At 71.9% G+C, this 23,490-nt stretch carries 22 protein-coding genes; 10 read left to right on the forward strand and 12 right to left on the reverse strand.

From position 1 onward, the window contains the following. Nucleotides 1-16 precede the first annotated feature (16 nt). Nucleotides 17-1,186 carry a cystathionine gamma-synthase gene (locus K377_RS16425; protein WP_111664067.1) on the forward strand — a complete coding sequence of 390 codons (1,170 nt, stop codon included), beginning with the start codon at nt 17-19 and terminating at the stop codon, nt 1,184-1,186. 11 nt (nt 1,187-1,197) lie between these two features. On the opposite strand, the gene K377_RS16430 is transcribed toward K377_RS16425, so the two are convergent. The 3 genes from K377_RS16430 to K377_RS16440 all read right to left on the reverse strand — a co-directional run bounded on the left by K377_RS16430 (nt 1,198) and on the right by K377_RS16440 (nt 2,530). Then, nucleotides 1,198-1,452, reverse strand: a complete 255-nt coding sequence (locus K377_RS16430; RefSeq protein ID WP_111664068.1) for a hypothetical protein — start codon at nt 1,450-1,452, stop codon at nt 1,198-1,200. A gap of 16 nt (nt 1,453-1,468) precedes the next feature. Then, nucleotides 1,469-1,960 carry a sigma factor-like helix-turn-helix DNA-binding protein gene (locus tag K377_RS16435; RefSeq protein WP_111664069.1) on the reverse strand — a complete coding sequence of 164 codons (492 nt, stop codon included), beginning with the start codon at nt 1,958-1,960 and terminating at the stop codon, nt 1,469-1,471. Between the two features lie 81 nt (nt 1,961-2,041). Beyond that, nucleotides 2,042-2,530: a MarR family winged helix-turn-helix transcriptional regulator gene (locus tag K377_RS16440; protein ID WP_111664070.1), complete on the reverse strand. Its 489-nt coding sequence runs from the start codon at nt 2,528-2,530 to the stop codon at nt 2,042-2,044. A gap of 183 nt (nt 2,531-2,713) precedes the next feature. On the opposite strand from K377_RS16440, the gene ilvA reads away from it, so the two are divergent. The 3 genes from ilvA to K377_RS16455 all read left to right on the forward strand — a co-directional run bounded on the left by ilvA (nt 2,714) and on the right by K377_RS16455 (nt 5,946). Beyond that, a complete protein-coding gene (ilvA, locus tag K377_RS16445; protein ID WP_111664209.1) occupies nt 2,714-3,985 on the forward strand; it encodes a threonine ammonia-lyase in 1,272 nt (423 codons plus the stop codon). A gap of 129 nt (nt 3,986-4,114) precedes the next feature. Then, entirely contained in the window at nt 4,115-5,086 is a 972-nt protein-coding gene (locus K377_RS16450; protein WP_111664071.1) for an ATP-binding cassette domain-containing protein, read from the forward strand. After that, nucleotides 5,086-5,946: an ABC transporter permease gene (locus K377_RS16455; RefSeq protein WP_111664072.1), complete on the forward strand. Its 861-nt coding sequence runs from the start codon at nt 5,086-5,088 to the stop codon at nt 5,944-5,946. The genes K377_RS16450 and K377_RS16455 overlap by 1 nt, the downstream gene beginning before the upstream one ends. 71 nt (nt 5,947-6,017) lie before the next feature. On the opposite strand, the gene greA is transcribed toward K377_RS16455, so the two are convergent. Both greA and K377_RS16465 read right to left on the reverse strand, forming a co-directional pair. Next, nucleotides 6,018-6,515 carry a transcription elongation factor GreA gene (greA, locus tag K377_RS16460; protein WP_111664073.1) on the reverse strand — a complete coding sequence of 166 codons (498 nt, stop codon included), beginning with the start codon at nt 6,513-6,515 and terminating at the stop codon, nt 6,018-6,020. Nucleotides 6,516-6,676: 161 nt separating this feature from the next. Beyond that, nucleotides 6,677-7,087: a DUF4307 domain-containing protein gene (locus tag K377_RS16465; RefSeq protein WP_111664074.1), complete on the reverse strand. Its 411-nt coding sequence runs from the start codon at nt 7,085-7,087 to the stop codon at nt 6,677-6,679. 131 nt (nt 7,088-7,218) lie between these two features. Here K377_RS16465 and mca point away from each other — a divergent pair, with 131 nt between their 5' ends. From mca to K377_RS16480, 3 genes are all read left to right on the forward strand, one after another. Beyond that, nucleotides 7,219-8,100, forward strand: a complete 882-nt coding sequence (gene mca, locus K377_RS16470; RefSeq protein WP_111664075.1) for a mycothiol conjugate amidase Mca — start codon at nt 7,219-7,221, stop codon at nt 8,098-8,100. Next, nucleotides 8,093-8,332 carry a hypothetical protein gene (locus tag K377_RS16475; RefSeq protein ID WP_111664076.1) on the forward strand — a complete coding sequence of 80 codons (240 nt, stop codon included), beginning with the start codon at nt 8,093-8,095 and terminating at the stop codon, nt 8,330-8,332. Before mca ends, K377_RS16475 begins: the two co-directional genes overlap by 8 nt. 99 nt (nt 8,333-8,431) lie before the next feature. Beyond that, nucleotides 8,432-9,031, forward strand: coding sequence for a dihydrofolate reductase family protein (locus K377_RS16480; RefSeq protein ID WP_111664077.1), 600 nt, complete (start codon nt 8,432-8,434; stop codon nt 9,029-9,031). On the opposite strand, the gene K377_RS16485 is transcribed toward K377_RS16480, so the two are convergent. After that, nucleotides 9,009-12,221, reverse strand: a complete 3,213-nt coding sequence (locus K377_RS16485; protein ID WP_111664078.1) for a tetratricopeptide repeat protein — start codon at nt 12,219-12,221, stop codon at nt 9,009-9,011. The genes K377_RS16480 and K377_RS16485 overlap by 23 nt on opposite strands. A gap of 184 nt (nt 12,222-12,405) precedes the next feature. Between K377_RS16485 and K377_RS16490 the strand changes: the two genes are divergently transcribed. Together K377_RS16490 and K377_RS16495 are read left to right on the forward strand one after the other, a co-directional pair. Beyond that, nucleotides 12,406-14,433, forward strand: a complete 2,028-nt coding sequence (locus tag K377_RS16490) for a thioredoxin domain-containing protein (RefSeq protein ID WP_111664079.1) — start codon at nt 12,406-12,408, stop codon at nt 14,431-14,433. An 80-nt stretch (nt 14,434-14,513) separates the two neighbouring features. Next, nucleotides 14,514-14,831, forward strand: coding sequence for a hypothetical protein (locus tag K377_RS16495; RefSeq protein ID WP_111664080.1), 318 nt, complete (start codon nt 14,514-14,516; stop codon nt 14,829-14,831). A gap of 9 nt (nt 14,832-14,840) precedes the next feature. Here K377_RS16495 and K377_RS16500 read toward each other — a convergent pair whose 3' ends face one another. From K377_RS16500 to K377_RS16510, 3 genes are all read right to left on the reverse strand, one after another. Next, complete coding sequence (locus K377_RS16500; RefSeq protein WP_111664210.1) at nt 14,841-15,458, reverse strand: TetR/AcrR family transcriptional regulator; 618 nt, start codon at nt 15,456-15,458, stop codon at nt 14,841-14,843. An 11-nt stretch (nt 15,459-15,469) separates the two neighbouring features. Further along, on the reverse strand, nt 15,470-17,029 hold the full coding sequence (locus K377_RS16505; RefSeq protein WP_111664081.1) for an MFS transporter: 1,560 nt from the start codon (nt 17,027-17,029) through the stop codon (nt 15,470-15,472). Nucleotides 17,030-17,153: 124 nt separating this feature from the next. After that, on the reverse strand, nt 17,154-17,843 hold the full coding sequence (locus tag K377_RS16510) for a hemolysin III family protein (protein ID WP_111664082.1): 690 nt from the start codon (nt 17,841-17,843) through the stop codon (nt 17,154-17,156). Between the two features lie 299 nt (nt 17,844-18,142). Between K377_RS16510 and K377_RS16515 the strand changes: the two genes are divergently transcribed. After that, nucleotides 18,143-20,014, forward strand: coding sequence for a phosphoenolpyruvate carboxykinase (GTP) (locus K377_RS16515; RefSeq protein WP_375605923.1), 1,872 nt, complete (start codon nt 18,143-18,145; stop codon nt 20,012-20,014). 146 nt (nt 20,015-20,160) lie between these two features. Here the strand turns inward: K377_RS16515 and K377_RS16520 are convergent, their stop codons facing one another. From K377_RS16520 to K377_RS16530, 3 genes are read right to left on the reverse strand one after another with little or no spacing between them, the layout of a single operon-like run. Next, nucleotides 20,161-20,766 (reverse strand): hypothetical protein, encoded by a 606-nt coding sequence (locus K377_RS16520; RefSeq protein WP_181512582.1) that lies wholly within the window; start codon nt 20,764-20,766, stop codon nt 20,161-20,163. Beyond that, nucleotides 20,753-22,300 carry a VWA domain-containing protein gene (locus K377_RS16525; RefSeq protein WP_111664083.1) on the reverse strand — a complete coding sequence of 516 codons (1,548 nt, stop codon included), beginning with the start codon at nt 22,298-22,300 and terminating at the stop codon, nt 20,753-20,755. Before K377_RS16525 ends, K377_RS16520 begins: the two co-directional genes overlap by 14 nt. After that, nucleotides 22,297-23,487: a toxic anion resistance protein gene (locus tag K377_RS16530; protein ID WP_111664084.1), complete on the reverse strand. Its 1,191-nt coding sequence runs from the start codon at nt 23,485-23,487 to the stop codon at nt 22,297-22,299. The genes K377_RS16525 and K377_RS16530 overlap by 4 nt, the downstream gene beginning before the upstream one ends. Nucleotides 23,488-23,490 lie beyond the last annotated feature (3 nt).

A 23,490-nucleotide genomic window follows, 5' to 3' on the forward strand; every position in this document is an offset into this window, starting at 1 on the left:
ACTACCCTCGGGGCTCATGAGCGACACGCACAGCCAGAGCGAAGCCCGGCGAGGCTTCGAGACCACCGCCATCCACGCCGGGAACACGGCCGACCCCGTCACCGGCGCCGTGGTCCCCCCGATCTACCAGGTCTCCACGTACAAGCAGGACGGCGTCGGCGGTCTGCGCGGCGGTTACGAGTACAGCCGCAGCGCCAACCCCACCCGTACCGCGCTGGAGGAGAACCTCGCCGCGCTGGAGGACGGCCGCCGCGGCCTCGCCTTCGCGTCGGGCCTGGCCGCCGAGGACTGCCTGCTGCGTACGCTGCTCAGCCCGGGCGACCACGTGGTCATCCCGAACGACGCGTACGGCGGCACGTTCCGCCTGTTCGCGAAGGTCGTCTCGCGCTGGGGCGTCGAGTGGTCCGTCGCCGACACCAGCGACGCGGCGGCGGTCCGGGCCGCGCTCACCCCGAAGACCAAGGCCATCTGGGTCGAGACCCCGTCGAACCCGCTGCTCGGCATCACCGACATCGCCGCCGTCGCCCAGGTCGCCCGGGACGCGGGCGCCCGCCTCGTCGTCGACAACACCTTCGCCAGCCCCTACCTCCAGCAGCCGCTGGCGCTCGGCGCGGACGTCGTCGTGCACTCCATGACCAAGTACATGGGCGGCCACTCGGACGTGGTGGGCGGCGCCCTGATCGTCAACGACGAGGCGCTGGGCGAGGAGCTGGCCTACCACCAGAACGCGATGGGCGCGGTCGCCGGGCCCTTCGACTCCTGGCTGGTGCTGCGCGGCATCAAGACGCTCCCCGTCCGCATGGACCGGCACAGCGAGAACGCCACCCGGGTCGCCGAGATGCTCGGCCGCCACCCCCGCGTCACCAAGGTCCTCTACCCGGGCCTGCCCGAGCACCCGGGCCACGAGACCGCCGCGAAGCAGATGAAGGCGTTCGGCGGCATGGTGTCGTTCCAGGTCGAGGGCGGCGAGGCGGCGGCCGTCGAGGTCTGCAACCGCGCGAAGCTCTTCACCCTCGGCGAGTCGCTGGGCGGCGTCGAGTCGCTCATCGAGCACCCGGGCCGGATGACCCACGCATCGGTCGCGGGCTCGGCCCTGGAGGTTCCGGCCGATCTGGTCCGGCTCTCCGTCGGCATCGAGTCGGTGGACGACCTCCTCGCCGACCTGAAGCAGGCGCTGGAAGGCTGAGGCAGCCGGGCTCACCAGCCCGTCAGCGGTGGAGTCGTCTCCGACGGCGGCTCCACCCACGGCCGCGCCATGCTCGCCCACACGACGAACGCCAGCGCCGCCACGACCAGCACGCACCACATCGTCCGCCGGACGACCCGGCGCCGGCCCAGTGCCCGCCCGCCCCTGCGCATCGCCTCCGCGCACAGCTCGGCGGGGACCACCGGCGGCGGCGCGGTGTCGAGCACCGCGCGCACCGTCGCCGACCTGCGGTCCTCCAGGCTCATGACCGGTCCTCCGGGCTCATGTCGAGGCCGTATTCGGCAGCGGCGGTACGGACCCCGGGCCGCGCGGCGGATGCAGCACCAGGCCCATCGCGCGCGCCTGCACGGCACGGACCCGCTCCATGGGCAGCCCGAGCAGCGCCGCCACCTGCTCCTCGCCGACCCCCTCGAACAGCCGGAGTACGAGAACCAGCCGCTCCTGCGGCGTCAGCTGCCCCAGGACACCGCCCGGCCGGCCGTGCCGGTGCCGGCGCAGCCAGGTGCCGCGCGCGAAGCGGACGGCCAGGTCCTTGCGGGCGCAGTCGTAGGGATCCTCCCCCCGAAGACGGTCCCAGGAGGCATACGTCCGGGCGAGGGAAAGCGTGAGAAGTCTCCGTGCGCGCGGATTGTCGTCGGCGGGCTCCGCGGTCAGCAGCGTCGCGGCATGGAGCAGCCGCCCGGCCGCGCCCGCGACGAACGCCTCGAACTCACGGGCCCGACGGGCATCCCGGGACGCCTGCCGATCGCGCACTCTTCATATGAGGCCTGCCGCGGCCCCCCGGTCAAGAGGCGGGGAACCGCGGCAGTGGGGATGTCCGGGAGCCGCCGCCTCTCAGGAGTCGGCGGACGGAGCGGCCTGGCCCGACTGGCGCGCCGAGAGGGCCGTGTTGAAGCGCGTGAGGAGCGCGCAGAACTGCTCGCGCTCCTGCGGCTCCCAGTCCTGCGTCAACTGCGCCATCAACTCCTGCCGCGACGAACGGACTTCGTCGAGGCGGGCGAGACCGCGCGGGGAGAGCTGGAGCACGACGGCCCGGCCGTCCTCGGGATGCGACGTGCGCTTCACGAGACCGGTGTCGACGAGCGGGGCGACCTGGCGGGTCACCGTCGAGGAATCGATCCCCATGCTCGCCGCGAGCGCCTTGACGCCCATCGGACCTTCTTTGTCGAGGCGGTTGAGCAGCAGATACGCGGCTCGGTCCATGGAATTGCGCACCTGCCCGACCCCGCCGAGCCGGGTCTGTTCGGCGCGACGGGCGAAGACCGCCACCTCGTGCTGCAGCGTTTCGAGGAGGCCGGTGTCGCCGGCGGTCGACATGTCCATCGTTTCCTGTGGTGTGGGCATGGCCGGGGGCTCACTTCATGCGTGGGTGGTGGATTGCACTCAATTACGAGATTGGCCCACAGAGTACGCGGCGAAAGCGCTGGCCGTACCGGCCGTGCGCAATCCGGTCTCGGAGGCTGAACATCCCGGGTGACCCACGGCGTGAGCTGCGAGACTTCCGTCATGAGCTACAGCGCGTCTGACTCCTTGCCTTTCCCGGCCGCGGTCACTCTGGACGACGTACGCGGTGCGCAGAAGATGCTCTCCGGGGTGTCCCGGGTGACAACGATGGCGCACAGTCACCACCTCTCCCAGCTGCTCGGATCTCCGGTCCATCTGAAGTGCGAGAACCTCCAGCGGACCGGTTCCTTCAAACTGCGCGGCGCCTACGTGCGCATCGCCGGGCTGCTGCCCGAGGAGCGGGCCGCCGGAGTGGTGGCGGCGAGCGCGGGCAACCACGCACAGGGGGTGGCCCTCGCCTCCTCGCTCCTCGGCGTGCGCTCCACGGTGTTCATGCCGGTCGGCGCACCCCTGCCCAAGGTCGCCGCGACCCGCGACTACGGCGCGGAGGTCCGGCTGTACGGCCAGGTGGTCGACGAGACCCTGGCCGCCGCCCAGGAGTACGCCGAGCGGACCGGCGCCGTCTTCATCCACCCCTTCGACCACCCGGACATCGTGGCCGGGCAGGGCACGCTCGGCCTGGAGATCCTGGAGCAGTGCCCGGAGGTCCGCACGATCGTCGTCGGGATCGGCGGCGGCGGCCTGGCGGCCGGCCTCGCGGTCGCCGTCAAGGCGGTCCGCCCCGACGTGCGGGTGATCGGCGTGCAGGCGGCGGGCGCGGCCGCGTACCCGCCCTCGCTGGCGGCCGGGCGCCCGGTGGCGATCGACGCCCCGGCGACGATGGCCGACGGCATCAAGGTGGGACGCCCCGGCGACATCCCGTTCCGGCTGGTCGCGGACCTGGTCGACGAGGTCCGTACGGTGACCGAGGACCAGCTCTCCAGCGCCCTGCTGCTCTGCCTGGAACGCGCCAAGATGGTCGTCGAACCGGCCGGCGCGAGCCCGGTCGCGGCGCTGCTCGCCGACCCCGCCGGTTTCGAGGGCCCGGTCGTCGCGCTGTTGTCCGGCGGCAACGTCGACCCGCTGCTGATGCAGCGCGTCCTCACCCACGGCATGGCGGCGGCGGGCCGTTACCTGTCGCTGCGGCTGCGCCTGACCGACCGTCCGGGCGCGCTCGCCACGCTTCTGGGGGTGTTGTCAGTGGCGGACGCTAACGTCCTCGACGTGGGCCATGTGCGCACCGATCCGCGGCTCGGACTCACGGAGGCCGAGGTGGAGCTGCATCTCGAGATGAAGGGCCCCGCGCACTGCGCGGCGGTCGGACAGGCGCTGCGCGAGGCGGGCTACACGGTCACCGCCCAGTCCCTCGGCGGGGCTCTGGGGGAGTCCGCGTAAATCCGTTGCCGATACGCGATACATCGCGTTAGCGTGTGGTCCGCGTCACGCTTCGCCAGGCAGGCGCTGCCCGGCAAATCTACAATTTCTTCATAAATGGGACGCGTGCCGATCATTTGGGGGAACCACATGCAAGGCGCCATCTACGCCGAAGGTCTGGTCAAGACCTTCGGCGACGTCCGAGCTCTGGACGGGGTCGATCTGGACGTGCCGGAAGGCACCGTCCTCGGCCTCCTCGGGCCGAACGGAGCAGGTAAGACGACGGCCGTGCGCTGTCTGACCACGCTGCTGACGCCGGACAGCGGCCGGGCGGTCGTCGCGGGCATCGACGTCGTCAAGAATCCGAACGAGGTCCGCCGCTCGATCGGCCTGTCCGGCCAGTTCGCCGCGGTCGACGAGTACCTGACCGGCCGCGAGAACCTCCAGATGGTCGGCCAGCTCTACCAGATGCGCGCCAAGGAGGCGAAGGCCCGCGCGGCCGAGCTGCTGGAGCGGTTCAATCTCGCGGACGCCGCCGACCGCCCCTCCAAGACGTACTCCGGCGGCATGCGCCGCCGCCTCGACCTCGCGGCCGCGCTCGTCGTCTCCCCGCCGGTGATGTTCATGGACGAGCCGACCACCGGCCTCGACCCGGTCAACCGGCAGCAGCTGTGGGAGGTCATCCAGGAGCTGGTCGCGGGCGGCACCACGCTGCTCCTCACCACCCAGTACCTCGAAGAGGCCGACCACCTCGCGCACGACATCTGCGTCGTCGACCACGGCCGCGTCATCGCCCGCGGCACCTCCGACCAGCTCAAGGCGCAGACCGGCGGCGAGCGCGTCGAGGTCGTCGTGCACGAGCCCGAGCACATCGGCGCCGCCCGGGAGATCCTGGCCGGCTTCGGCAAGGGCGAGACCACCGTCGCCGAGCACACCCGCAAGCTCACCGTCCCCGTCACCGGCGGCGCCAAGCTGCTCGCCGAGGTGATCCGCGACCTGGACGCCCAGGGCATCGAGATCGACGACATCGCCCTGCGCCGCCCCACCCTCGACGACGTCTTCATCTCCTTGACCGGCCACCTCGCGGAAGCCTCGGAGCAGGACGAACAGGAGACCCGCTGATGAGTGCCGTCACCGAAAGCGTCCGCGCCCCGCGCGCGGCGGGCGGCATCGGCCAGTCCGTCCGGGACTCCCTGGTCGTCGCCAAGCGCAATCTGATCCGGATGACACGGATCCCCGAGATGATCCTCTTCGGGATCATCCAGCCGGTGATGTTCGTGGTGCTGTTCACGTACGTCTTCGGCGGCTCGATCTCCATCCCGGGCGCGGGCACCAGCCCCGCCGCCTACAAGGAATTCCTGATGGCGGGCATCTTCGCCCAGACCGTCACCTTCGCCACGGCCGGTGCGGGCGCGGGCATCGCCGACGACATGCACAAGGGCCTCATCGACCGGTTCCGCTCACTGCCGATGGCGCGCGGCGCGGTGCTCACCGGGCGCACCCTCGCCGACCTCGTGCAGACGGCCGTGACGCTCGCCGTGCTCGCCGCCGTCGCCCTGCTCGTCGGCTGGCGCACCCACGAGAACATCGGCAAGGTCCTCGCCGGCTTCGGCCTGCTCCTGCTGCTCGGGTACGCGTTCACCTGGATCGGCGCCCTGATCGGCCTGTCCGTGCGGACCCCCGAGGCGGCCACGTCGGGCGGTCTGATCTGGCTCTTCCCGCTGACCTTCATCTCGAACGCGTTCGTGCCGGTCAACGGCATGCCGAAGTTCCTGCAGTACGTCGCGGAGTGGAACCCGTTCAGCGCCACGGTGTCGGCGGCCCGCGAGCTGTTCGGCAACACGATCGACGGCGTGCCGAAGTCGGTGACCGGCGCCTGGCCCATGGAGCACCCCGTGTGGGCCTCCCTGATCTGGTCGGTGCTGATCATCCTGGTGTTCCGCACCCTCGCCGTCCGCAAGTACCGCAAGGCGGCCGGCTGACCTGCTCCGCACGCGAAGAGGCCCCCGCAGCGTGATCGCTCCGGGGGCCCACTCGTACGACAGTGAAGGCGTCAGCCGCTGTACGGCTCCGCCTTGAGGATCTTGACCGAGGCCAGCTTGCCGTTCGGCAGCTCGTACTCGGCGTCCTCGCCGACCTTCTTGCCGTTCACGCCCGTGCCCAGCGGCGACTGCGGCGAATACGTCTCGATGTCGGAGCTCGCGTACTCGCGGGAGGCGAGCAGGAACTCCAGGGTGTCGTCCTCGTCGCCGTCGAAGGCGATGGTGACGACCATGCCCGGCGCGACGACGCCGGAGGCGGCCGGGGCCTCACCGACCTTGGCCTTCTCAAGGAGCTGGGTCAGCTGGCGGATGCGGAGCTCCTGCTTGCCCTGCTCCTCCTTCGCCGCGTGATACCCGCCGTTCTCGCGCAGGTCGCCTTCCTCGCGCGCCGCAGCGATCTTCTGCGTGACTTCCTCGCGCGCGGGACCAGACAGGTACGCCAGCTCGTCCTTGAGCTTGGTGTGCGCCTCCTGCGTCAGCCAGGTGACGTCTTCGCTGGTCTGGGTCACAGGTCGCTCCTCGTAGGTACTGGGATACAAAGCATCGCCCTACCCAGAAGGATGTTCCCTCTCGGGTGGGCGAAACCACGAGCCTAACAATTCGCCGCCCAAAGGGGGAGGACATAAGGCATCAGTTTTACGTCAACGCAGGTCAGCCGCGATCACTCGGCTCAATCGGCGTGGCAGCCGAGCAGCTCGGCCGTCGTTCCCCTGCCCCCGGATGTGCGGAGCGTGACGACCTTGTCGATCCGGTCCTGCTTCTGGTCGAAGCGGAAGTCGGCGCGGCCCACCTCGGAGCCGACCGCGTCCTGGGAGCGGATCGTGCAGTAGCCGGAGGTGCCGGAGTCCTTGCGGATCTCCAGATGGACCTTGACGTTGTCGTCGTAGGTCTTGAACGCGATGACCTCACCGCTGAACTTGGCTCCGCCGGCGATGTAGTACCAGCCGAACCAGACCATCATCGCGGCGAACAGGGTGCCCAGCACGATCGCGGCCACCCGCAGCTTGCGGTCGGCGCGGGCGTCGGAGTCACGAGGGGAGCTGTAGCGGCCCTCGGGCAGGTGCTGCTGCACGGCGCTCATCAGCCAGTTCCTCTCGCCTCGCCCGTCAAGATGCGGACGCCGGAATTTTCGGCCCCCCGGTTCGGTCACTATAGAAGCCGCCCATTGCACCGAAACACACCAGGGCGCCCCATCTCACCGAGGATCTTGTCTTGACTGAGCAGCTGCGACTGATGGCCGTTCACGCCCACCCCGACGACGAGTCGTCGAAGGGCGCGGCCACCATGGCCAAGTATGTGTCCGAGGGGGTGGACGTGCTGGTCGTCACGTGCACGGGCGGCGAGCGCGGCTCCATCCTCAACCCCAAGCTCCAGGGGGACACGTACATCGAGGAGCACATCCACGAAGTGCGCAAGAAGGAGATGGACGAGGCCCGCGAGATCCTCGGCGTCAAGCAGGAGTGGCTCGGCTTCGTCGACTCGGGCCTGCCCGAGGGTGACCCGCTGCCGCCGCTGCCGGAGGGCTGCTTCGCGCTGGAGGACGTCGACGCGGCGGCCGGCCGCCTGGTCCGGCAGATCCGCGCCTTCCGGCCGCAGGTCATCACGACCTACGACGAGAACGGCGGCTACCCGCACCCCGACCACATCATGACCCACAAGATCACGATGGTGGCCTTCGACGGGGCGAACGACCCGGTCGCGTACCCGGAGGCGGAGTTCGGCCCGGTCTTCCAGCCGTCGAAGCTCTACTACAACCAGGGCTTCAACCGCCCGCGCACCCAGGCGCTGCACGACGCGCTCCTGGCACGCGGCATGGAGTCGCCGTACGAGGACTGGCTGAAGCGCTGGGACGAGTTCGGGCGGGTCGAGCGGACCCTCACCACGCACGTGCCGTGCGCCGACTTCTATGAGATCCGCGACAAGGCGCTGATCGCGCACGCCACGCAGATCGACCCCGACGGCGGCTGGTTCCGCGTCCCGATGGACGTCCAGAAGGAGGTCTGGCCGACCGAGGAGTACGAGCTCGCGAAGGCCCTCGTCGACACCTCCCTCCCCGAGGACGACCTCTTCGCCGGCGTGCGCGAGAATGCCTGATGTGATTGCGAATCTGGCATTGACCCATCTCGTCCCTCTGGCCGCGACCGAGGTCGACGAGGACAAGGTGACCCCGGGCGTGCTCGGCTTCATCGTCTTCGCCGTGATGGCCCTGGCCGTGTGGGGCCTGATGAAGTCGATGAACAAGCACATGCGCAAGGTCGACTTCAAGGAGAAGACGTCCGAGCCGGCCGCCCCGGCGGCCGCGGACGACCGCCGCACCTCCGCCTGACGCACCGGCCGGCGACCCCTTCACGACCCCGCTGAGCAGGGCCGTGAAGCGGGTCGTCGGCATGCGATGAGTTCCGCGGTCGCGGGGAGTCGTACCGGTATGAGCCTTGTACTGATGCACGCGGTCGTCTCCGTGGACGGCTACATCGCCGATGCCGACGACCAGGTCGGCCGCCTCTTCGACTGGTACGGCAACGGGGACGTGCCGATCGTCGAGGACGCCGGGTTCCGGGTGTCCGAGGTCTCCGCCGGCTACACCCGCCCGCTGTGGGACAGCCTCGGCGTGACCGTCATGGGCCGCCGCCTCTTCGACCTGACGAACGGCTGGGACGCGAAGCCGCCCGCCGGTGAGCACGTCGTCGTGGTCTCGCACCGGCCCCGGCCCGCCGACTGGCACCCCGAGGCGTCCCACTACCACTTCGTCCGCGACGTGCCCGAGGCCGTCGCCACGGCCCGGGAGCTGGCCGGCGAGCGGTCCGTCGCGATCACCGCGGGCGACATCGGCGGCCAGGCCTTCGCCCTCGGCCTCGTCGACGTCGTGGCCATGGACGTCGCCCCGGTCGTCCTCGGCGCGGGCAAGCGCTACTTCGGCTCCGCCGCGGGGGAGCGGCTCCTGGACGACCCGCACGTGGTCGTCCAGGGGGACCGGGTGCTCCACCTCCAGTACCGGACGCGCGTCAGGGCTGCGGAGTCGTCATGACCACGCCCATCGTGTCCCGGGCGTGCCGGTTCGGGACCATGCCGAGCCGCCACGCCTGCCAGCCCGTGTCCAGGTCCACGCCCCGCTCCAGCAGCAGCTGGTACGCCTCCACGTAGTCGTCCAGCTTCCCGTCGCGCGTGGGATGCGTGGCCCGGCCGAGCCGGCCCAGCTCCTCCTGCGCGACCGCCGTGCCGACCTCCGAACCGCCCGGCGAGGCGTACGGCAGCAGGGTGCAGCGCAGGAAGACCGCCCAGTCCTCGCCGCGCCGGTCGCCGTACGAGGCGAAGAGCGCCTGCGCCTCCTCGCACAGCGTCATCGCCTGCTGGAGCCGCGCGTTGCCCGCGTCGACGACCGCCAGCTCCAGGCACGTCCATCCCTCGCCGTGCGCCACGCCGATCCGCTGGAAGTCGGCGCGGGCGTCCACCAGGAGCTGGCGGGCGAAGCCGGAGTTGCGCAGCGAGCCGGTCTGCACGGCCCGCTGGTCGCGGGTGACCCGCGCCGAGTGGTGCCGGGCGCACGCGAGCCCGTACACGTCCCGCATCCGGGAGAACATCGTGCGGGAGCGCTCCAGCTCGCGGACCGCCTGGTCGAGGTTCCCGGTCTCCTCCAGGGCCTGGCCCAGGTAGTAGTACGTCCAGGCCTCACCGCGCGCGTCCTCGTTGTCCCGGTGCCGGGACGCCGCCTGGCGCAGCCCGTCGACCGCGACCGACGCGTCGCCCTCGACGAGCCGGGCGCGGGCCAGCTGGGTCATGGCCCAGGCCTCGCCGCGGGCGTCGCGGGTGCGCCCGTACAGGTCCAGCGCGGCGCGCAGCTCGTCGTCCGCGCGCGGCACGTCGCCCATCCGCAGACACAGCTGGCCGAGCTGGAAGTGGGCCCACGCCTCGCCGTGCAGCGACTCGTTCTCCCGGTGCAGGGCGAGGGCGTCGGTGAGCAGGGCCAGCGACTCGCTGACGTGGGCGCGGTCGCGCTCGACGGCCGCGAGCGCGTGCAGGGTCCAGCCGCGGTCGCCCTTCGTCTCGGGCGTCGTCTGCATGTCCAGGGCCTCGCGCAGCCGCTCGGCGGCCTCGGTGAGCTGGCCCTGGTGGTGCAGGGTGATGCCCAGCGAACACAGGGCGCGCGCCTCGCCCGCCCGGTGGTGCGCCTCGCGGTACAGGTCGACCACCGACGACAGCGTGGTGCGCGCCTTGTCGAGCTCACCGAGATGACGGGCCGCGATACCGGTGCGCCACTGGACCGACCGCACCAGCAGCCCCTGGTCGATGGCCTGCGTCAACTCGCTGATCTCGCCCAGGCGGTAGAGGTCGCCGCGCAGCAGGCAGTAGTCGCACAGCGCGCCGAGCAGGCCGAGCACCGCGTCCTGGTTGACGCCCTCCGCGTGCCGCAGCGCCGCCGTGATGAAGCTGGACTCGTCGTCCAGCCAGCGCAGCGCGGCGTCCAGCGACGTGAAGCCGTGCGGGCCCATCTGGCCGGCCCGCGTCGACATGTTGCCGTCGACCAGGCGGATCACCGAGTCGGCCAGCTCCGCATAGTTCTTGATCAGCCGCTCCTGGGCGGCCGTGCGCTCCTGCGGCTCCTCCTCGTCGGCGAGGCGGGCCTGCGCGAAGGCGCGGACCAGGTCGTGCAGCCGGTAGCGGCTGCCGCGGACGTGGTCGACGAGACCGGCGCGGGCCAGCGCGGTCAGATGCCGGGTCGCCTCCGTGTCGTCCGTGGCCAGCAGGGCCGCCGCCGCTGCCGCGCCCAGCGAGGCCCGGCCCGCGAGCGCGAGCCGCCGCAGCAGCCGCCGGGCCGCGTCGGACTGATCGGTGTAGCGCAGCCACAGCACGCGCTCGACCGGGTCGACGGGGCCGTACGCGCTCAGGTCGGCGGCGAGCTGACGGGTCGAACGCGGCCCGATCGCGGACCCCGCGATGCGCAGCGCCAGCGGCAGACCGCCGCACAACTCCCGTACGGCGTCGGCGGACTCGGCGTCGTACGGCCCGCCGGTGTCCTCCGCGGACTCCCGCAGCAGCTCGTCCGAGCCCGCCGCGTCCAGCGCCTCCACGGGCAGCTGGTGCACCCAGGCGGGCATGTCGTCGCCGAGCTCCAGCGGCTCCCGGCAGGTGACGATCACCAGGCTGTCGGAGCGCTCGGGGACGAGGGTGCGCACCTGCCGCGCGTCGGCCGCGTCGTCGAGCACGATCGTCACCGGAAGCCCGGTCAGATGCTGGTGGTACAGCTCGCTCAGCCGCTTGACCTGCTGCTCCGGCGTGGAACGCTCCCGGAACAGCAACTGCTCGCGCGGGGCGCCGAGACGGTTCAGCAGATGCAGCAGCGCGTCCCGGGTCGACAGCGCGGGCCCGTCCGCCCGGTCGCCGCGCAAGTCCACGACGCAGGCCCCCCGGAACTGGTCGCGCAGGTCGTGCGCGGCCCGCACCGCCAGCGTCGTGCGGCCCGAGCCGGGCGTGCCGTGCAGCACGACCACCGTCGGTTTGGTCTCCGTGCTGGCCCGCGCCGCGTGCACCCACTGCGCGATCCGCGCCATCGCGGCCCGGCGCCCGGCGAACGGGCCCTGCGGCTGCGGGAGTTGGCCGAACGACTGCTCCAGCACGCTGCGGCGACGGGCGGCCGCGCTCCGGTCGGGCCTGCGCCCGCCCGGCACGACCGTCTTCGTGCCGACCGACCCGGTGGACGCGGCGAGCACCCGCTGCTGGTCCAGGAAGGGCCGGATGCCCCGCACTTCGAGCGCGGTCAGCCACTGAAGGCGCAACTGCTCGGGCCCGCCCGGCTGGTTCCGGGCGCCGGCGCTGCGGCTGGCCGCCGGCACGTGCGACGCGGTCACCTTGACGACGGTCGCGGCGGCCCCGAGCACCGCCACGGCGGCGCCCACCCCCAGCGCCGTCCCGGTGCTCGTGCCGACGATCAGGTCGGCCAGGCACGCGGTGACGGCCCCGACTCCGGCCACTTGCAGAGGAGTTGACCCGCCCTGCTTGGCGAACCGCTCCCCGAACGTCATCTGCCCGGCCGCCGCCTCGTCCAGCGACCGGGTGTACGCGGCGTACTCCTCGGCCGCCGTCTGCTCCATGGCGTCCAGCGCGCCCCTGGCCCGGGACAGCAGTACCCCGGCATCCGTCCGCCCGCCCGAGCGCCGTACCTCCTCCTCCACGGCGCGGGCCAACAGCCGCTCGGCCTCCGCCCGATGGCTGTCTCGCATCTTCGGTCCCCCTCCGGTCGCGACAGTTCCCCGTCAATTGTCCTGCGTATGGGGTGTCGGCGCGAGGGGCCCGGCGATCAGAGGCCGGGGCGGTGCCGCGCCCGCGGGGGTGAATTCGGCCGGGCGGGGCGGCGCCCTCGCGAGCTTCCCGGCCGGAATCGGGCCCTGTGAGAGGCTGGACCGCATGAACAGGCTGGCTGGTGTGACCTCGCCCTATCTGCTTCAGCACGCTGACAACCCGGTCGACTGGTGGCCCTGGGAGCCGGGCGCTTTCGAGGAAGCGCGACGGCGTGACGTACCCGTGCTGCTGTCGGTCGGGTACTCGGCGTGCCACTGGTGCCACGTCATGGCGCACGAGTCCTTCGAGGACGAGGCCACCGCCGCGCTCGTCAACGAGAACTTCGTCGCCGTGAAGGTCGACCGCGAGGAGCGGCCCGACGTCGACGCCGTCTACATGGAGGCCGTGCAGGCCGCCACCGGGCACGGCGGCTGGCCCATGACGGTGTTCCTGACGCCGGACGCCGAGCCGTTCTACTTCGGGACGTACTTCCCGCCCGAGCCGCGGCACGGGTCGCCCTCCTTCACGCAGGTGCTCCAGGGGGTGCGCGACGCGTGGAGCGAGCGGCGCGGGGAGGTCACCGAGGTCGCCGGGAAGATCAGCGCCGATCTCGCGGGGCGGGAGATGACGTACGGCGGCACGGAGGTGCCCGGCGCGGAGGAGCTGGGGCAGGCGCTGCTCGGCCTGGTCCGCGAGTACGACGCCACGTACGGCGGGTTCGGCGGCGCGCCCAAGTTCCCGCCGTCCATGGTCATCGAGTTCCTGCTGCGCCATCACGCGCGGACCGGCGCCGAGGGCGCGCTGCAGATGGCCGTCGACACCTGCGACCGGATGGCGCGCGGCGGGATCTACGACCAGCTCGGCGGCGGCTTCGCCCGCTACTCCGTGGACCGCGAGTTCACCGTCCCGCACTTCGAGAAGATGCTCTACGACAACGCGCTGCTGTGCCGCGCGTACGCGCACCTGTGGCGCTCCACCGGCTCGGAGTCCGCCCGGCGGATCGCCCTGGAGACCGCCGACTTCATGGTCCGTGAACTGCGCACGAACGAGGGCGGTTTCGCCTCGGCGCTGGACGCCGACAGCGAGGACCCGGCGACCGGCAAGCACGTCGAGGGCGCCTACTACGTGTGGACCCCGGCGCAGCTCACCGAGGTGCTGGGCGAGGAGGACGGGCGGCTCGCCGCCCGGTACTTCGGGGTCACCGAGGAGGGCACCTTCGAGGAGGGCGCCTCCGTCCTCCAACTCCCGCGGACGGACGAGGTGTTCGACGCGGCGAAGGTCGCGGACATCCGGCAGCGGCTCACCGCCGCCCGCGCGGAGCGGCCCGCGCCCGGCCGGGACGACAAGGTCGTCGCCGCCTGGAACGGTCTGGCGATCGCCGCGCTCGCCGAGACCGGCGCCTACTTCGGGCGGCAGGACCTCGTGGACGCCGCCGTGTGCGCGGGCGATCTGCTGGTGCGCCTGCACATGGACCCGCAGGCCCGCCTCTCCCGCACCAGCAGGGACGGCCGCGCCGGCGCGAACGCGGGCGTCCTGGAGGACTACGCCGATGTCGCCGAGGGCTTCCTCGCGCTGGCCTCGGTGACGGGCGAGGGCGTCTGGCTGGAGTTCGCCGGGTTCCTGCTCGACCACGTACTGGACCGGTTCGTGGACGCGGAGAGCGGGGCGCTCCACGACACCGCCGTCGACGCCGAGCAGCTGATCCGCCGCCCGCAGGACCCGACCGACAACGCCGCCCCGTCCGGCTGGACCGCCGCCGCGGGCGCCCTGCTGTCGTACGCCGCCCAGACCGGCTCCGAGCCGCACCGCACCGCCGCCGAGCGGGCGTTGGGTGTCGTGAAGGCGCTCGGGCCGCGCGTGCCGCGCTTCATCGGGAACGGTCTGGCGGTCGCCGAGGCGCTGCTCGACGGGCCCCGCGAGATCGCCGTGGTCGGGGAGGTCGGCGGGCGGCTGCACCACACCGCGCTCACCGGCACGGCCCCCGGCGCCGTCGTCGCGGCAGGACCCGAGGGCAGCGACGAGCTGCCGCTGCTCGCGGACCGGCCGCGGATCGAGGACCGGGACACCGCCTATGTGTGCCGGCACTTCGTGTGTGACGCACCCGTGACCGATCCCGACCGGCTGGGACAGATCGTGGGCGAAGCGACGACCTGACGCGTCCGGTGCGGCGCCGGGTGTCACTGGACCGGTGCACAGGCCGTTTCCCGCACGGCGGTCGCTGAGATACGTAGGACATGATCCGCTCTCTCGCGACCGCCGCGCTCGCCGCCGCGTCGCTTCTCGGCGGCGCCTCCCCGGCGCTCGCGCTCACCTCCGACACGGTCCACCGGGGCGTCACCGGCTGCTTCTCCTGGTCCTGGAAGGACGGCGGCGCCCTGACGACGACCGTGTACTACCGCAACCGCTGCGACACCGCGCACACCCTGCGCGTCCGCTGGTCCTCGGCCGCGTCCGGCAACGAGGACATCAAGGTCGGGGCCGGGGAGAAGGGCTCGACGTGGAGCTTCGTCTCCCTGAAGCCGCTGGGCTTCGCGGACCTGGGGCGGGCCTAGCCGTACGGCCTAGAGCCCCTGCTGGACGGTGTCCAGGGCGCGCAGCACCAGGGCGCGCAGGTCGTCCTCGTGGTCGTGCTCGGCCCAGTACATCGTCGCCTGCATGAGGGCGCCGACCAGGGCCATCGCGTAGACGCGGACCTCCAGGCCGTCGGCGTCGCGGCCGGTGCGGTCGGCGATCACCTGGCACATCAGTTGGCCGGTCACCGACATCGACTCCATCATCCGGGAGCGCACCGCGGGCGTCTCGACCTGGAGGCGGGTGCGCAGCCGGACGACCTCGGGGGGCTCGCTCGCGAACGCCAGCTCAAGGGCGTGCTCGACGACGTGCCGTACGGAGTCGATGATCGGCTCGTCGGCGGGCCGGGCCCGCAGCTCCCGCTCCAGGACCGGGTCGAACTCGTCGGTGAGGACGATGTCTTCCTTGGTCGGGAAGTAGCGGAAGACGGTGGACGGCGAGACCTCGGCGGCCTCGGCGATCTGCTCGACCGTCGTCGCGTCGTACCCCTGCTCCTCGATCAGGCGGTACGTCGCCTCGCGGATCGCCGTGCGGGTCTTGATCTTCTTGCGTTCGCGGAGCCCGACCTTGGGCCCGGACTCCGCGGACGTCTGTGCTGACGCGGCCATGGCGCTCATTGTCAGGCATCGGCGCTGACCGGGGCCACCTCCGTACCGGGTGAGGTGGCGTCGGCGGGACGGACGCGGCCGGGCATCAGGGCCGCCGAGAGCAGCGCCGCGGCCAGCGCCACGATGCCGATGACGACCAGGGCGAGGTCCATGCCGTGGACGTAGGCGGAGTTCGCCGACGCGGCGAGCGCGTGGTCGCCGAGCCGGGCGGCCACCACATGGGCGCCGGTCACCGAGTCGCGGGCGAGGTCCGCGGCCTGGCCGGGCAGCCCCGTGGTGGTGAGCCGGTCCGTGTAGGCGCCGGCGACGAGCGCGCCGAGCAGGGCCACCCCGAGCGCGCTGCCGGTCTGCCGCACGGTGCTCAGCAGGCCCGTGCCGCGCCCGGCCTGGTTCCTGTCGAGCGCGGCCATCGCGCCGCCCATCGCCGGGATCATGGCGAAGGCGACGCCGATCCCGGCGATCGACAGCCACAGAGCGGTGAACCCGTAGCCCGAGTCGACGGTGGTGCGGGCGCCGAGGAACGCGGCGAAGGCGAGCACCGCGAGCGCCGCGCAGATCACCGACCGCGCCCCGAACCGGACGACCAGCGGCTGCGCGAGCCGGGCCGCGAGCAGCATGCCGCCCATCAGCGGCACGATCCGCACCCCGGTGCCGAGCGCGTCGGTGCCGAGGACGGCCTGGAGGTACTGCGGCAGCAGGAACAGCACGCCGGACAGGACGAACATGCCGAGCGTGGCGGCCAGGGTGTTGCTGAGGAAGCCGCGGTGGGCCAGGAGCGAGAGGTCGAGCATCGGCCGGGTGCCGCGCCGCTCGCGCAGCACCAGCGCGGTCAGCAGCACGACGGCCGCCGCGAACCCGCCGACGACGAGGGCGTCGCTCCAGCCGCGGCCCGGGCCCTCGATGATCGCGTAGATCAGGCTGCCGAGGCCGAGCGTGGTGAGCACGGTGGAGACGGTGTCGACCTTCGGCGCGGCCGGGTCGCGGCTCTCGGGGAGCAGGAACAGGCAGGCGGTGATGCCGAGGGCGACCATCGGCACGTTCAGCACGAAGACCGAGCCCCACCAGAAGTGGTTCAGCAGCCAGCCGCCGACGATCGGGCCGAGCGGCATGCCGAGCGCGGAGGCCGCCGAGATCATGCCGATGGCCTTGGTCTGCTCGTCGCGCGGGAAGAGCGAGGGCAGCACCGACATCGCCAGCGGCATCACGAACGCCCCGCCGACGCCCATCAGGGCGCGGGCCACGATGACCCAGGTGACGTCCTGCGCGAGGGCGCCGACGACGGAGGCGGCGAGAAAGACGCCGAGCCCGCCGATGAGCATCCGGCGCCGCCCGAACCGGTCGCCGAGCAGTCCGGCCGGGAGCATCAGGGCGGCGAACACGACGATGTACGCGTCCGCCATCCACTGCTGCTGGCCCGTGCCGGCGCCGAGGTCCGCCGAGATCGTCGGCAGCGCCACATTGAGGATCGTCATGTCGAATCCGAGGACGAGCATGCTCGCGACCAGGGCCCCGAGGGCCCACCAGCGCCTGGGATCCAGGCGCGACTCCGATGGAACAGTGACAGTAGCCATGAATTGAGAGTAGCTGTCAGTTCGTAGTGTCTGTCAATGGGGAGTGGCTCCTGGGATACTGGAACCGGGCACAAAAAAGGGCCGCGGCTGGGAAGCCGCGGCCGGGAGTGCTGGGTGGTGGGCGTCAGCCGTGCTGGTACGCCACCAGGGAGATGCCGACGTAGTGCACGACGAACGCCGCGAGGGTGAAGGAGTGGAATACCTCGTGGAAGCCGAACCAGCGCGGGGACGGGTTCGGGCGCTTGATGCCGTAGATGACCCCGCCCGCGCTGTAGAGCAGTCCGCCCACGACGACCAGCACGAGCACCGCGATGCCGCCGGTCCGCATGAAGTCGGGCAGGAAGAAGACGGCGGCCCAGCCCATCGCGATGTAGCAGGGGGTGTAGAGCCAGCGCGGGGCGCCGACCCAGAAGACGCGGAAGGCGATGCCCGCGACGGCCGCCGCCCAGATGCCCCACATGAGGGCGTCGCCCTTGGTGCCCGGCAGCAGCAGCATCGTCAGCGGCGTGTACGTGCCGGCGATGATCAGGAAGATGTTGGCGTGGTCGAGGCGGCGCAGCACACCGTCGGCCCGCGGGCTCCAGTTGCCCCGGTGGTAGAGCGCGCTCACTCCGAACAGCAGACAGGCCGTCAGGGCGAAGATGCCGCAGGCCACGCGGCCCCGGGTGGAGTCGGCCAGCGCGGTCAGGACGAGGCCGGAGATGAGGACCGCAGGGAACATGCCCGCGTGCAGCCAGCCCCGGAGTCTCGGCTTCAGGGCGGGCGATTCGGTGAGTCCGACGGGGGGACCGGGCTGCTCTGCGGCGACGCTCATGCCCGGCATCGTACCTACGCGACCGTAAGTAACAGATAGGGCCAGCCCCCGTATCCGGGCTGGGGGGAACCCGAATTCATCGATCGTTAAGCCTCCGGAGGCCCTCCGGTCCGAGTGGCAATGCTCACGTCGCTCACCTGTGAGCCCCCCTGGACAGATGGGCGAAACGGTCGGATGATCAAATGAGTGCGGTCGGCACCGGATGAGCGCTCCACTGGGAAACAGTGCGACGGGAGGCGCAGCGTCCGGGTCGCAGCCCCCACGGGGCAACCAACTCAACACCCTCTTTAGGAGCGATCGTGGCGCGCGACATCGCGGCTCCCCTCTCCCGGACCGACACAGCCCCTGTTTCCCAGGACCCCGCCCCTCTCCCGACCAACCACAAGGAACTGATCTCGTGGGTCAACGAGATCGCTGAACTGACGCAACCGGACCGTGTGGTCTGGTGCGACGGCTCCGAGGCCGAGTACGAGCGGCTCGCGGAGGAACTCGTCGCCAAGGGGACGTTCAGGAAGCTGGACCCGACGCTGCGCCCGAACTCCTACTACGCCGCCTCCGACCCGACCGATGTCGCGCGGGTCGAGGACCGGACGTTCATCTGCTCCGCGAAGGAGGAGGACGCCGGCCCCACCAACCACTGGAAGGCCCCCGCCGAGATGCGGGAGATCTTCCGGGGCAACGAGGGCAACGGCGGGATCTTCCGCGGCTCGATGAAGGGCCGGACGATGTACGTCGTCCCGTTCTGCATGGGCCCGCTCGGCTCGCCGCTGTCCGCCATCGGTGTCGAGATCACCGATTCGGCCTACGTGGCCGTCTCCATGCGCACGATGACCCGGATGGGGCAGCCCGTTCTGGACGAGCTCGGCGAGGACGGCTTCTTCGTCAAGGCCGTCCACACGCTGGGCGCCCCGCTCGCCGAGGGCGAGGCCGACGTGGCCTGGCCGTGCAACAGCACCAAGTACATCTCGCACTTCCCCGAGGACCGCGAGATCTGGTCCTACGGCTCCGGCTACGGCGGCAACGCCCTGCTGGGCAAGAAGTGCTACGCCCTGCGCATCGCCTCGGTGATGGCGCGGGACGAGGGCTGGCTCGCCGAGCACATGCTCATCCTCAAGCTGACCCCGCCGCAGGGGGAGTCGAAGTACGTCGCCGCGGCCTTCCCGTCCGCGTGCGGCAAGACCAACCTCGCGATGCTGGAGCCGACGATCTCCGGCTGGACCGTCGAGACGATCGGCGACGACATCGCCTGGATGCGGTTCGGCGAGGACGGCCGGCTCTACGCGATCAACCCCGAGGCCGGTTTCTTCGGCGTCGCGCCCGGCACCGGCGAGCACACCAACGCCAACGCCATGAAGACCCTCTGGGGCAACTCCGTCTTCACGAACGTCGCCCTCACCGACGACAACGACGTGTGGTGGGAGGGGATGACCGAGGAGACCCCGGCGCACCTCACCGACTGGAAGGGCAACTCCTGGACGCCCGAGTCGGGCGTCCCGGCCGCGCACCCCAACGCCCGCTTCACCACCCCCGCCGCGCAGTGCCCGATCATCGCGCCGGAGTGGGAGGACCCGAAGGGCGTGCCGATCTCGGCGATCCTGTTCGGCGGCCGTCGCGCCTCGGCCGTGCCGCTGGTCACCGAGTCCTTCGACTGGAACCACGGCGTCTTCCTCGGTGCGAACGTGGCCTCCGAGAAGACGGCGGCCGCCGAGGGCAAGGTCGGCGAGCTGCGCCGCGACCCGTTCGCGATGCTGCCGTTCTGCGGCTACAACATGGGCGACTACATGGCCCACTGGGTGAAGGTCGGCGCCGACAAGGACCAGGCCAAGCTCCCGAAGATCTACTACGTCAACTGGTTCCGCAAGGACGCGAACGGCCGCTTCGTGTGGCCCGGCTTCGGCGAGAACTCCCGCGTCCTGAAGTGGATCGTGGACCGCCTCGACGGCCGCGCCGAGGGCGTCGAGACGCCGATCGGCGTCCTCCCGGCCAAGGGCTCCCTGGACACCGACGGGCTCGACCTGCCCGAGGCCGACCTGGACTTCCTGCTCTCCGTCGACAAGGAGGTCTGGCGCGAGGAGGCCGCCCTGGTCCCCGAGCACCTCAACACCTTCGGCGCCCACACGCCGAAGGAGCTGTGGGACGAGTACCACGCGCTGGTGAAGCGCCTCGGCTGACCGTCCCGCCCGCATGACCGGCGAGGTCCCGTACAACGGCGTACGGGATCACGGGCCCGCCGCTCTCCCCGTGCCGTCCCCGCGCAAGCCCCTGGGGACGGCGGGAGGCGGCGGGCCCTCGCCCGTTCACCGCCGCGCCGCGCCCGTCAGGGGTTGCGCTCCTCCAGGTACCGCGTGTGCGACTCCTGGCGCCGCGCCTCCGTCTCCCGCAGCGTGCCCACGATGCCGGTCAGCTCGTCGTGCACGACGGTGAGCTGACGCTCCAGGTGGCGCTCGGGCTGCTCCTGGCCCGGCGCGATCCGGGTCCACCAGCGGGTACGGGCGTACGTGTCCACGGCCTCCGGCACGTCCTGCCGCACCGCCCGACCGAGCGCGTGCAGCGCCTCCGGGTCCTGCGCGAGCAGCTCGGCGGCCCAGCCCGGATCGAGCAGCGCGGTGAGGAGTTCGTCGAGCTGGGTGAGCCGGGCGGCGGCGACCGGCGGCACGTCGACCTCCGCGAGATAGTCCCGCAGCCGCCCGAAGTCCTCGCGCACCTCGCCCAGTTGCTCCGACGGGTCGGGGAACCCGGGCGGCGCGGGCCGCTCCGGCGGGGCGACCAGCGCGCCCGCGCCGTACAGACCGGCCACGACCACCGGCCAGTACGGGCCCGCGACCCCGGCGAAGGTCAGCGCGAGCCCGGCGATCCCGCACGCGCTCCCGGTGAGGTTCTTCCGGGACTCCAGGAACCTCAGGACGCCTCTACTGGTAGCCACGGATCTCCTCCAGGGCGCCGGACAGCGAGCCGCCCACCGCGTCGAAGAGCCGGCCGCCGGTCAGCTCGGCGATGTCCGTCAGTTCGCCGCGGGAGGCGTCGCCGAACAGGATCGGGAAGACGGGGATGTGCTGCTGCTCCTGCCCGAGCGAGCGGTAGAACCGGCCGAAGTCCCCGGCCTTGGCGCCGGTGGTGTTCTCGCCGTCCGTCATCAGCACGATCGACGTGAACGTGTCGCCGTCGCCCTTGCCCAGCTGCCGGTACGCGGCTTCGAGCGAGGTGTAGACGGCGGTCTCGCCGGACGCGCTGAGCCCGGCCGTGTCCTTCTCGATGGCGTCGAGTCCGGTGCGCGGCGACGCCGGGTCGACCACATGGGTGCGCACCGACTTCACGCCCGACCCGAACGGCATCAGCGTCACCTCCTCGCGCTCCCGGAAGTCCCCGGTCAGCCCGTGCAGCGCCGCTTTGAGCGCGTCGAGCCGCCCGCCCTGCATCGACCCCGAGGTGTCGAGGACGTACACCGTCCGCGAGGGGCGGCGCAGATCGTTCTCGTACGAGGACAGCAGCCCGTCGGCGACGGTGCGGCTGCCCGGGAACGGCAGTTCGCGGCGCCTGGCCGGGTCGAGCCCCGGCGCGAGCGCCACCCCGGCGACGACCGGGCGGCGGTGCGTCGTCGTGGTGATCGTCCGCTGGAGGGCCGGGGTGCGCAGCGTCTCGGCGAGCCGGCGCACGTCCTCGCGGGTCGCCGCCGGGGTCCCGGCGAGCGAGGAGAGCGGGTAATCGGCGGTGACGACGCCGTCCTTGGGGCGGATCACGGTCAGGCCGGGGATGCCGCTGAGCACCGACTCGTAGTTGAGCAGCGCGTCGACGTCGCCGCGACGCCGGTACGCGGCCGCCAGCCACCCGGAGGAGCCCGAGGTCAGCTGCTGCCCCTTGAAGAACTCCTTCAGCCGGGGCCGGGCCGTGTCCACGTCCTTCGCGGTGAGCGCCGACTGGGCGCCGGAGAGCGCGGAGGCGACGGAGATCAGCGTGGCGAAACCGGAGTTGGAGCGCGCCGGGTCCGTCATCCCGTACGTCAGCCTGCCGTCCGCGACGGCCTGTTCGACCTGCTTCCAGGTGACGTCGGACGGCTTCCAGCCGAGCCGTCCCAGCGCCTCCCGGCGGACGCCGAGGGCGACCGGGCTCGCCATGACGGACGTCTCGGAGACGATCCGCTTCGCCGCCTCCCGGTCGAGGCGCAGGTAGTCGTCGGACGACAGCCACACCGCGTCGTACTTTCCGTCGGCCTTCCCGGAGGCGAGCAGCCGTACGGCGTCCAGGGTGCCCATGTAGGTGGGCCGGACGGTGATCCCGGTCTTCTCGCGGGCCGCCTTCAGGGCCCCGGTCATGTCGGACAGCTCGCTGGAGGCGAGGACGCGCAGGGTGCCGGGGGTGGGGCGGTCGTCGGGCGTCGCGCTCTCCTTCTGCTGGGTGCAGCCGGTGAGGAGCGCCGCGACGGCGACGGCGACGGCGGTGACGGTGCGGACTCTTCTCATGCGAGCCCTCCGTCCAGCGCGCCGCGCGACCGGCTGCGCTCCAAGTAGGCGCCCGCCTGCTGGAGTTCGGAGGTCAGGGACTCCACGGTCGTCGCCATCGCCTCGGCCGCCTGCACCTTGTACGTGTCGATGGTGTCCAGCGTCCGGTAGATCTGCTGGAACGCCGAGCGCAGCGTCTCCGCGCCGACCGCCGGGTCCGCCGCGATCCGCTGGATCTCGCCGCTCTGCGTCGCGAGCATCTCGGCGTTGCCGCGGATCAGGTCCTCGGTCGTCCCGCGCAGGGCGTTGACCTGCTCGATGACCTTCTTCTGGTGGTCGAGCGCGGACGCCAGCATCACGGAGATGCGCAGCGCCGACACCGTGGTGGTGGCGGCCCGGTCGACGCCCTTGATCAGCTCGTCGTTGTTGCGCCGTACGACGTCCATCGCCAGATAGCCCTGCGCGCACACCGCGAGCTGGGTCAGCAGGTCCTGGTGCTTCTGCCGTACGGGGAACAGGACGTCGGCGCGGAGCGCGTCGGCCTCCTGCGCGTCGGCGACGGCGCCGATGTGGCCCTCGACGGCCTGGTCCAGGGCGTCGGTCAGGACCACGTACTCCTGGAGCTTGCCCATGGTCTCCCACAGGCGGACCCGCTCGGTCTGCAACGCCGCGTTGTCCCGGCGCAGTTCGTCCTGCCCGCCGCGCAGCGAGCCCACGATCCTGTTCAGCGTGCCCTGCGCGGAGGCGTACTTGGCGACGTGGTCGCGCAGCCGGTTGCCGCCGGGCAGCTTCGAGAGGAACCTGCGCCCCTTGCTCGCGGGCAGGTCGCGCGGGTCCAGGTCCTCGACGACGCGGCGCAGCTCGACGAGCGAGGTCGCCACGTGCGACTGGGCGTCACCGCCGTTGTCCGGGAGGCTGCGCAGGGTGCGCTCCAGCATCCGGTTCGACTGGGCGGCGGCGGCCCGCATGTCGCCCGCGCCGAGCCCGGTGATCTCGCCGACCTTGCCGGCGAACTCGGGGGAGCGGGCGTCCAGCGCGGCGAGGTTCTCGACGTACGCCGCCGCCTTCGCCGTCATGTCCGCCCGGACCTTGTCCTCCACCGGCACCAGGCCGCCCGCGCTCTCGCGGGGCACGGCGGTGACGGGTGTCGGCGGGGTGAGCGTGAAGGTGCTCTCCGCCGGGCCCTGCGAGGTGTTCTCCGTGGCCATGAT

Source organism: Streptomyces sp. PsTaAH-137 (assembly GCF_003259365.1).
Lineage (GTDB): Bacteria > Actinomycetota > Actinomycetes > Streptomycetales > Streptomycetaceae > Streptomyces.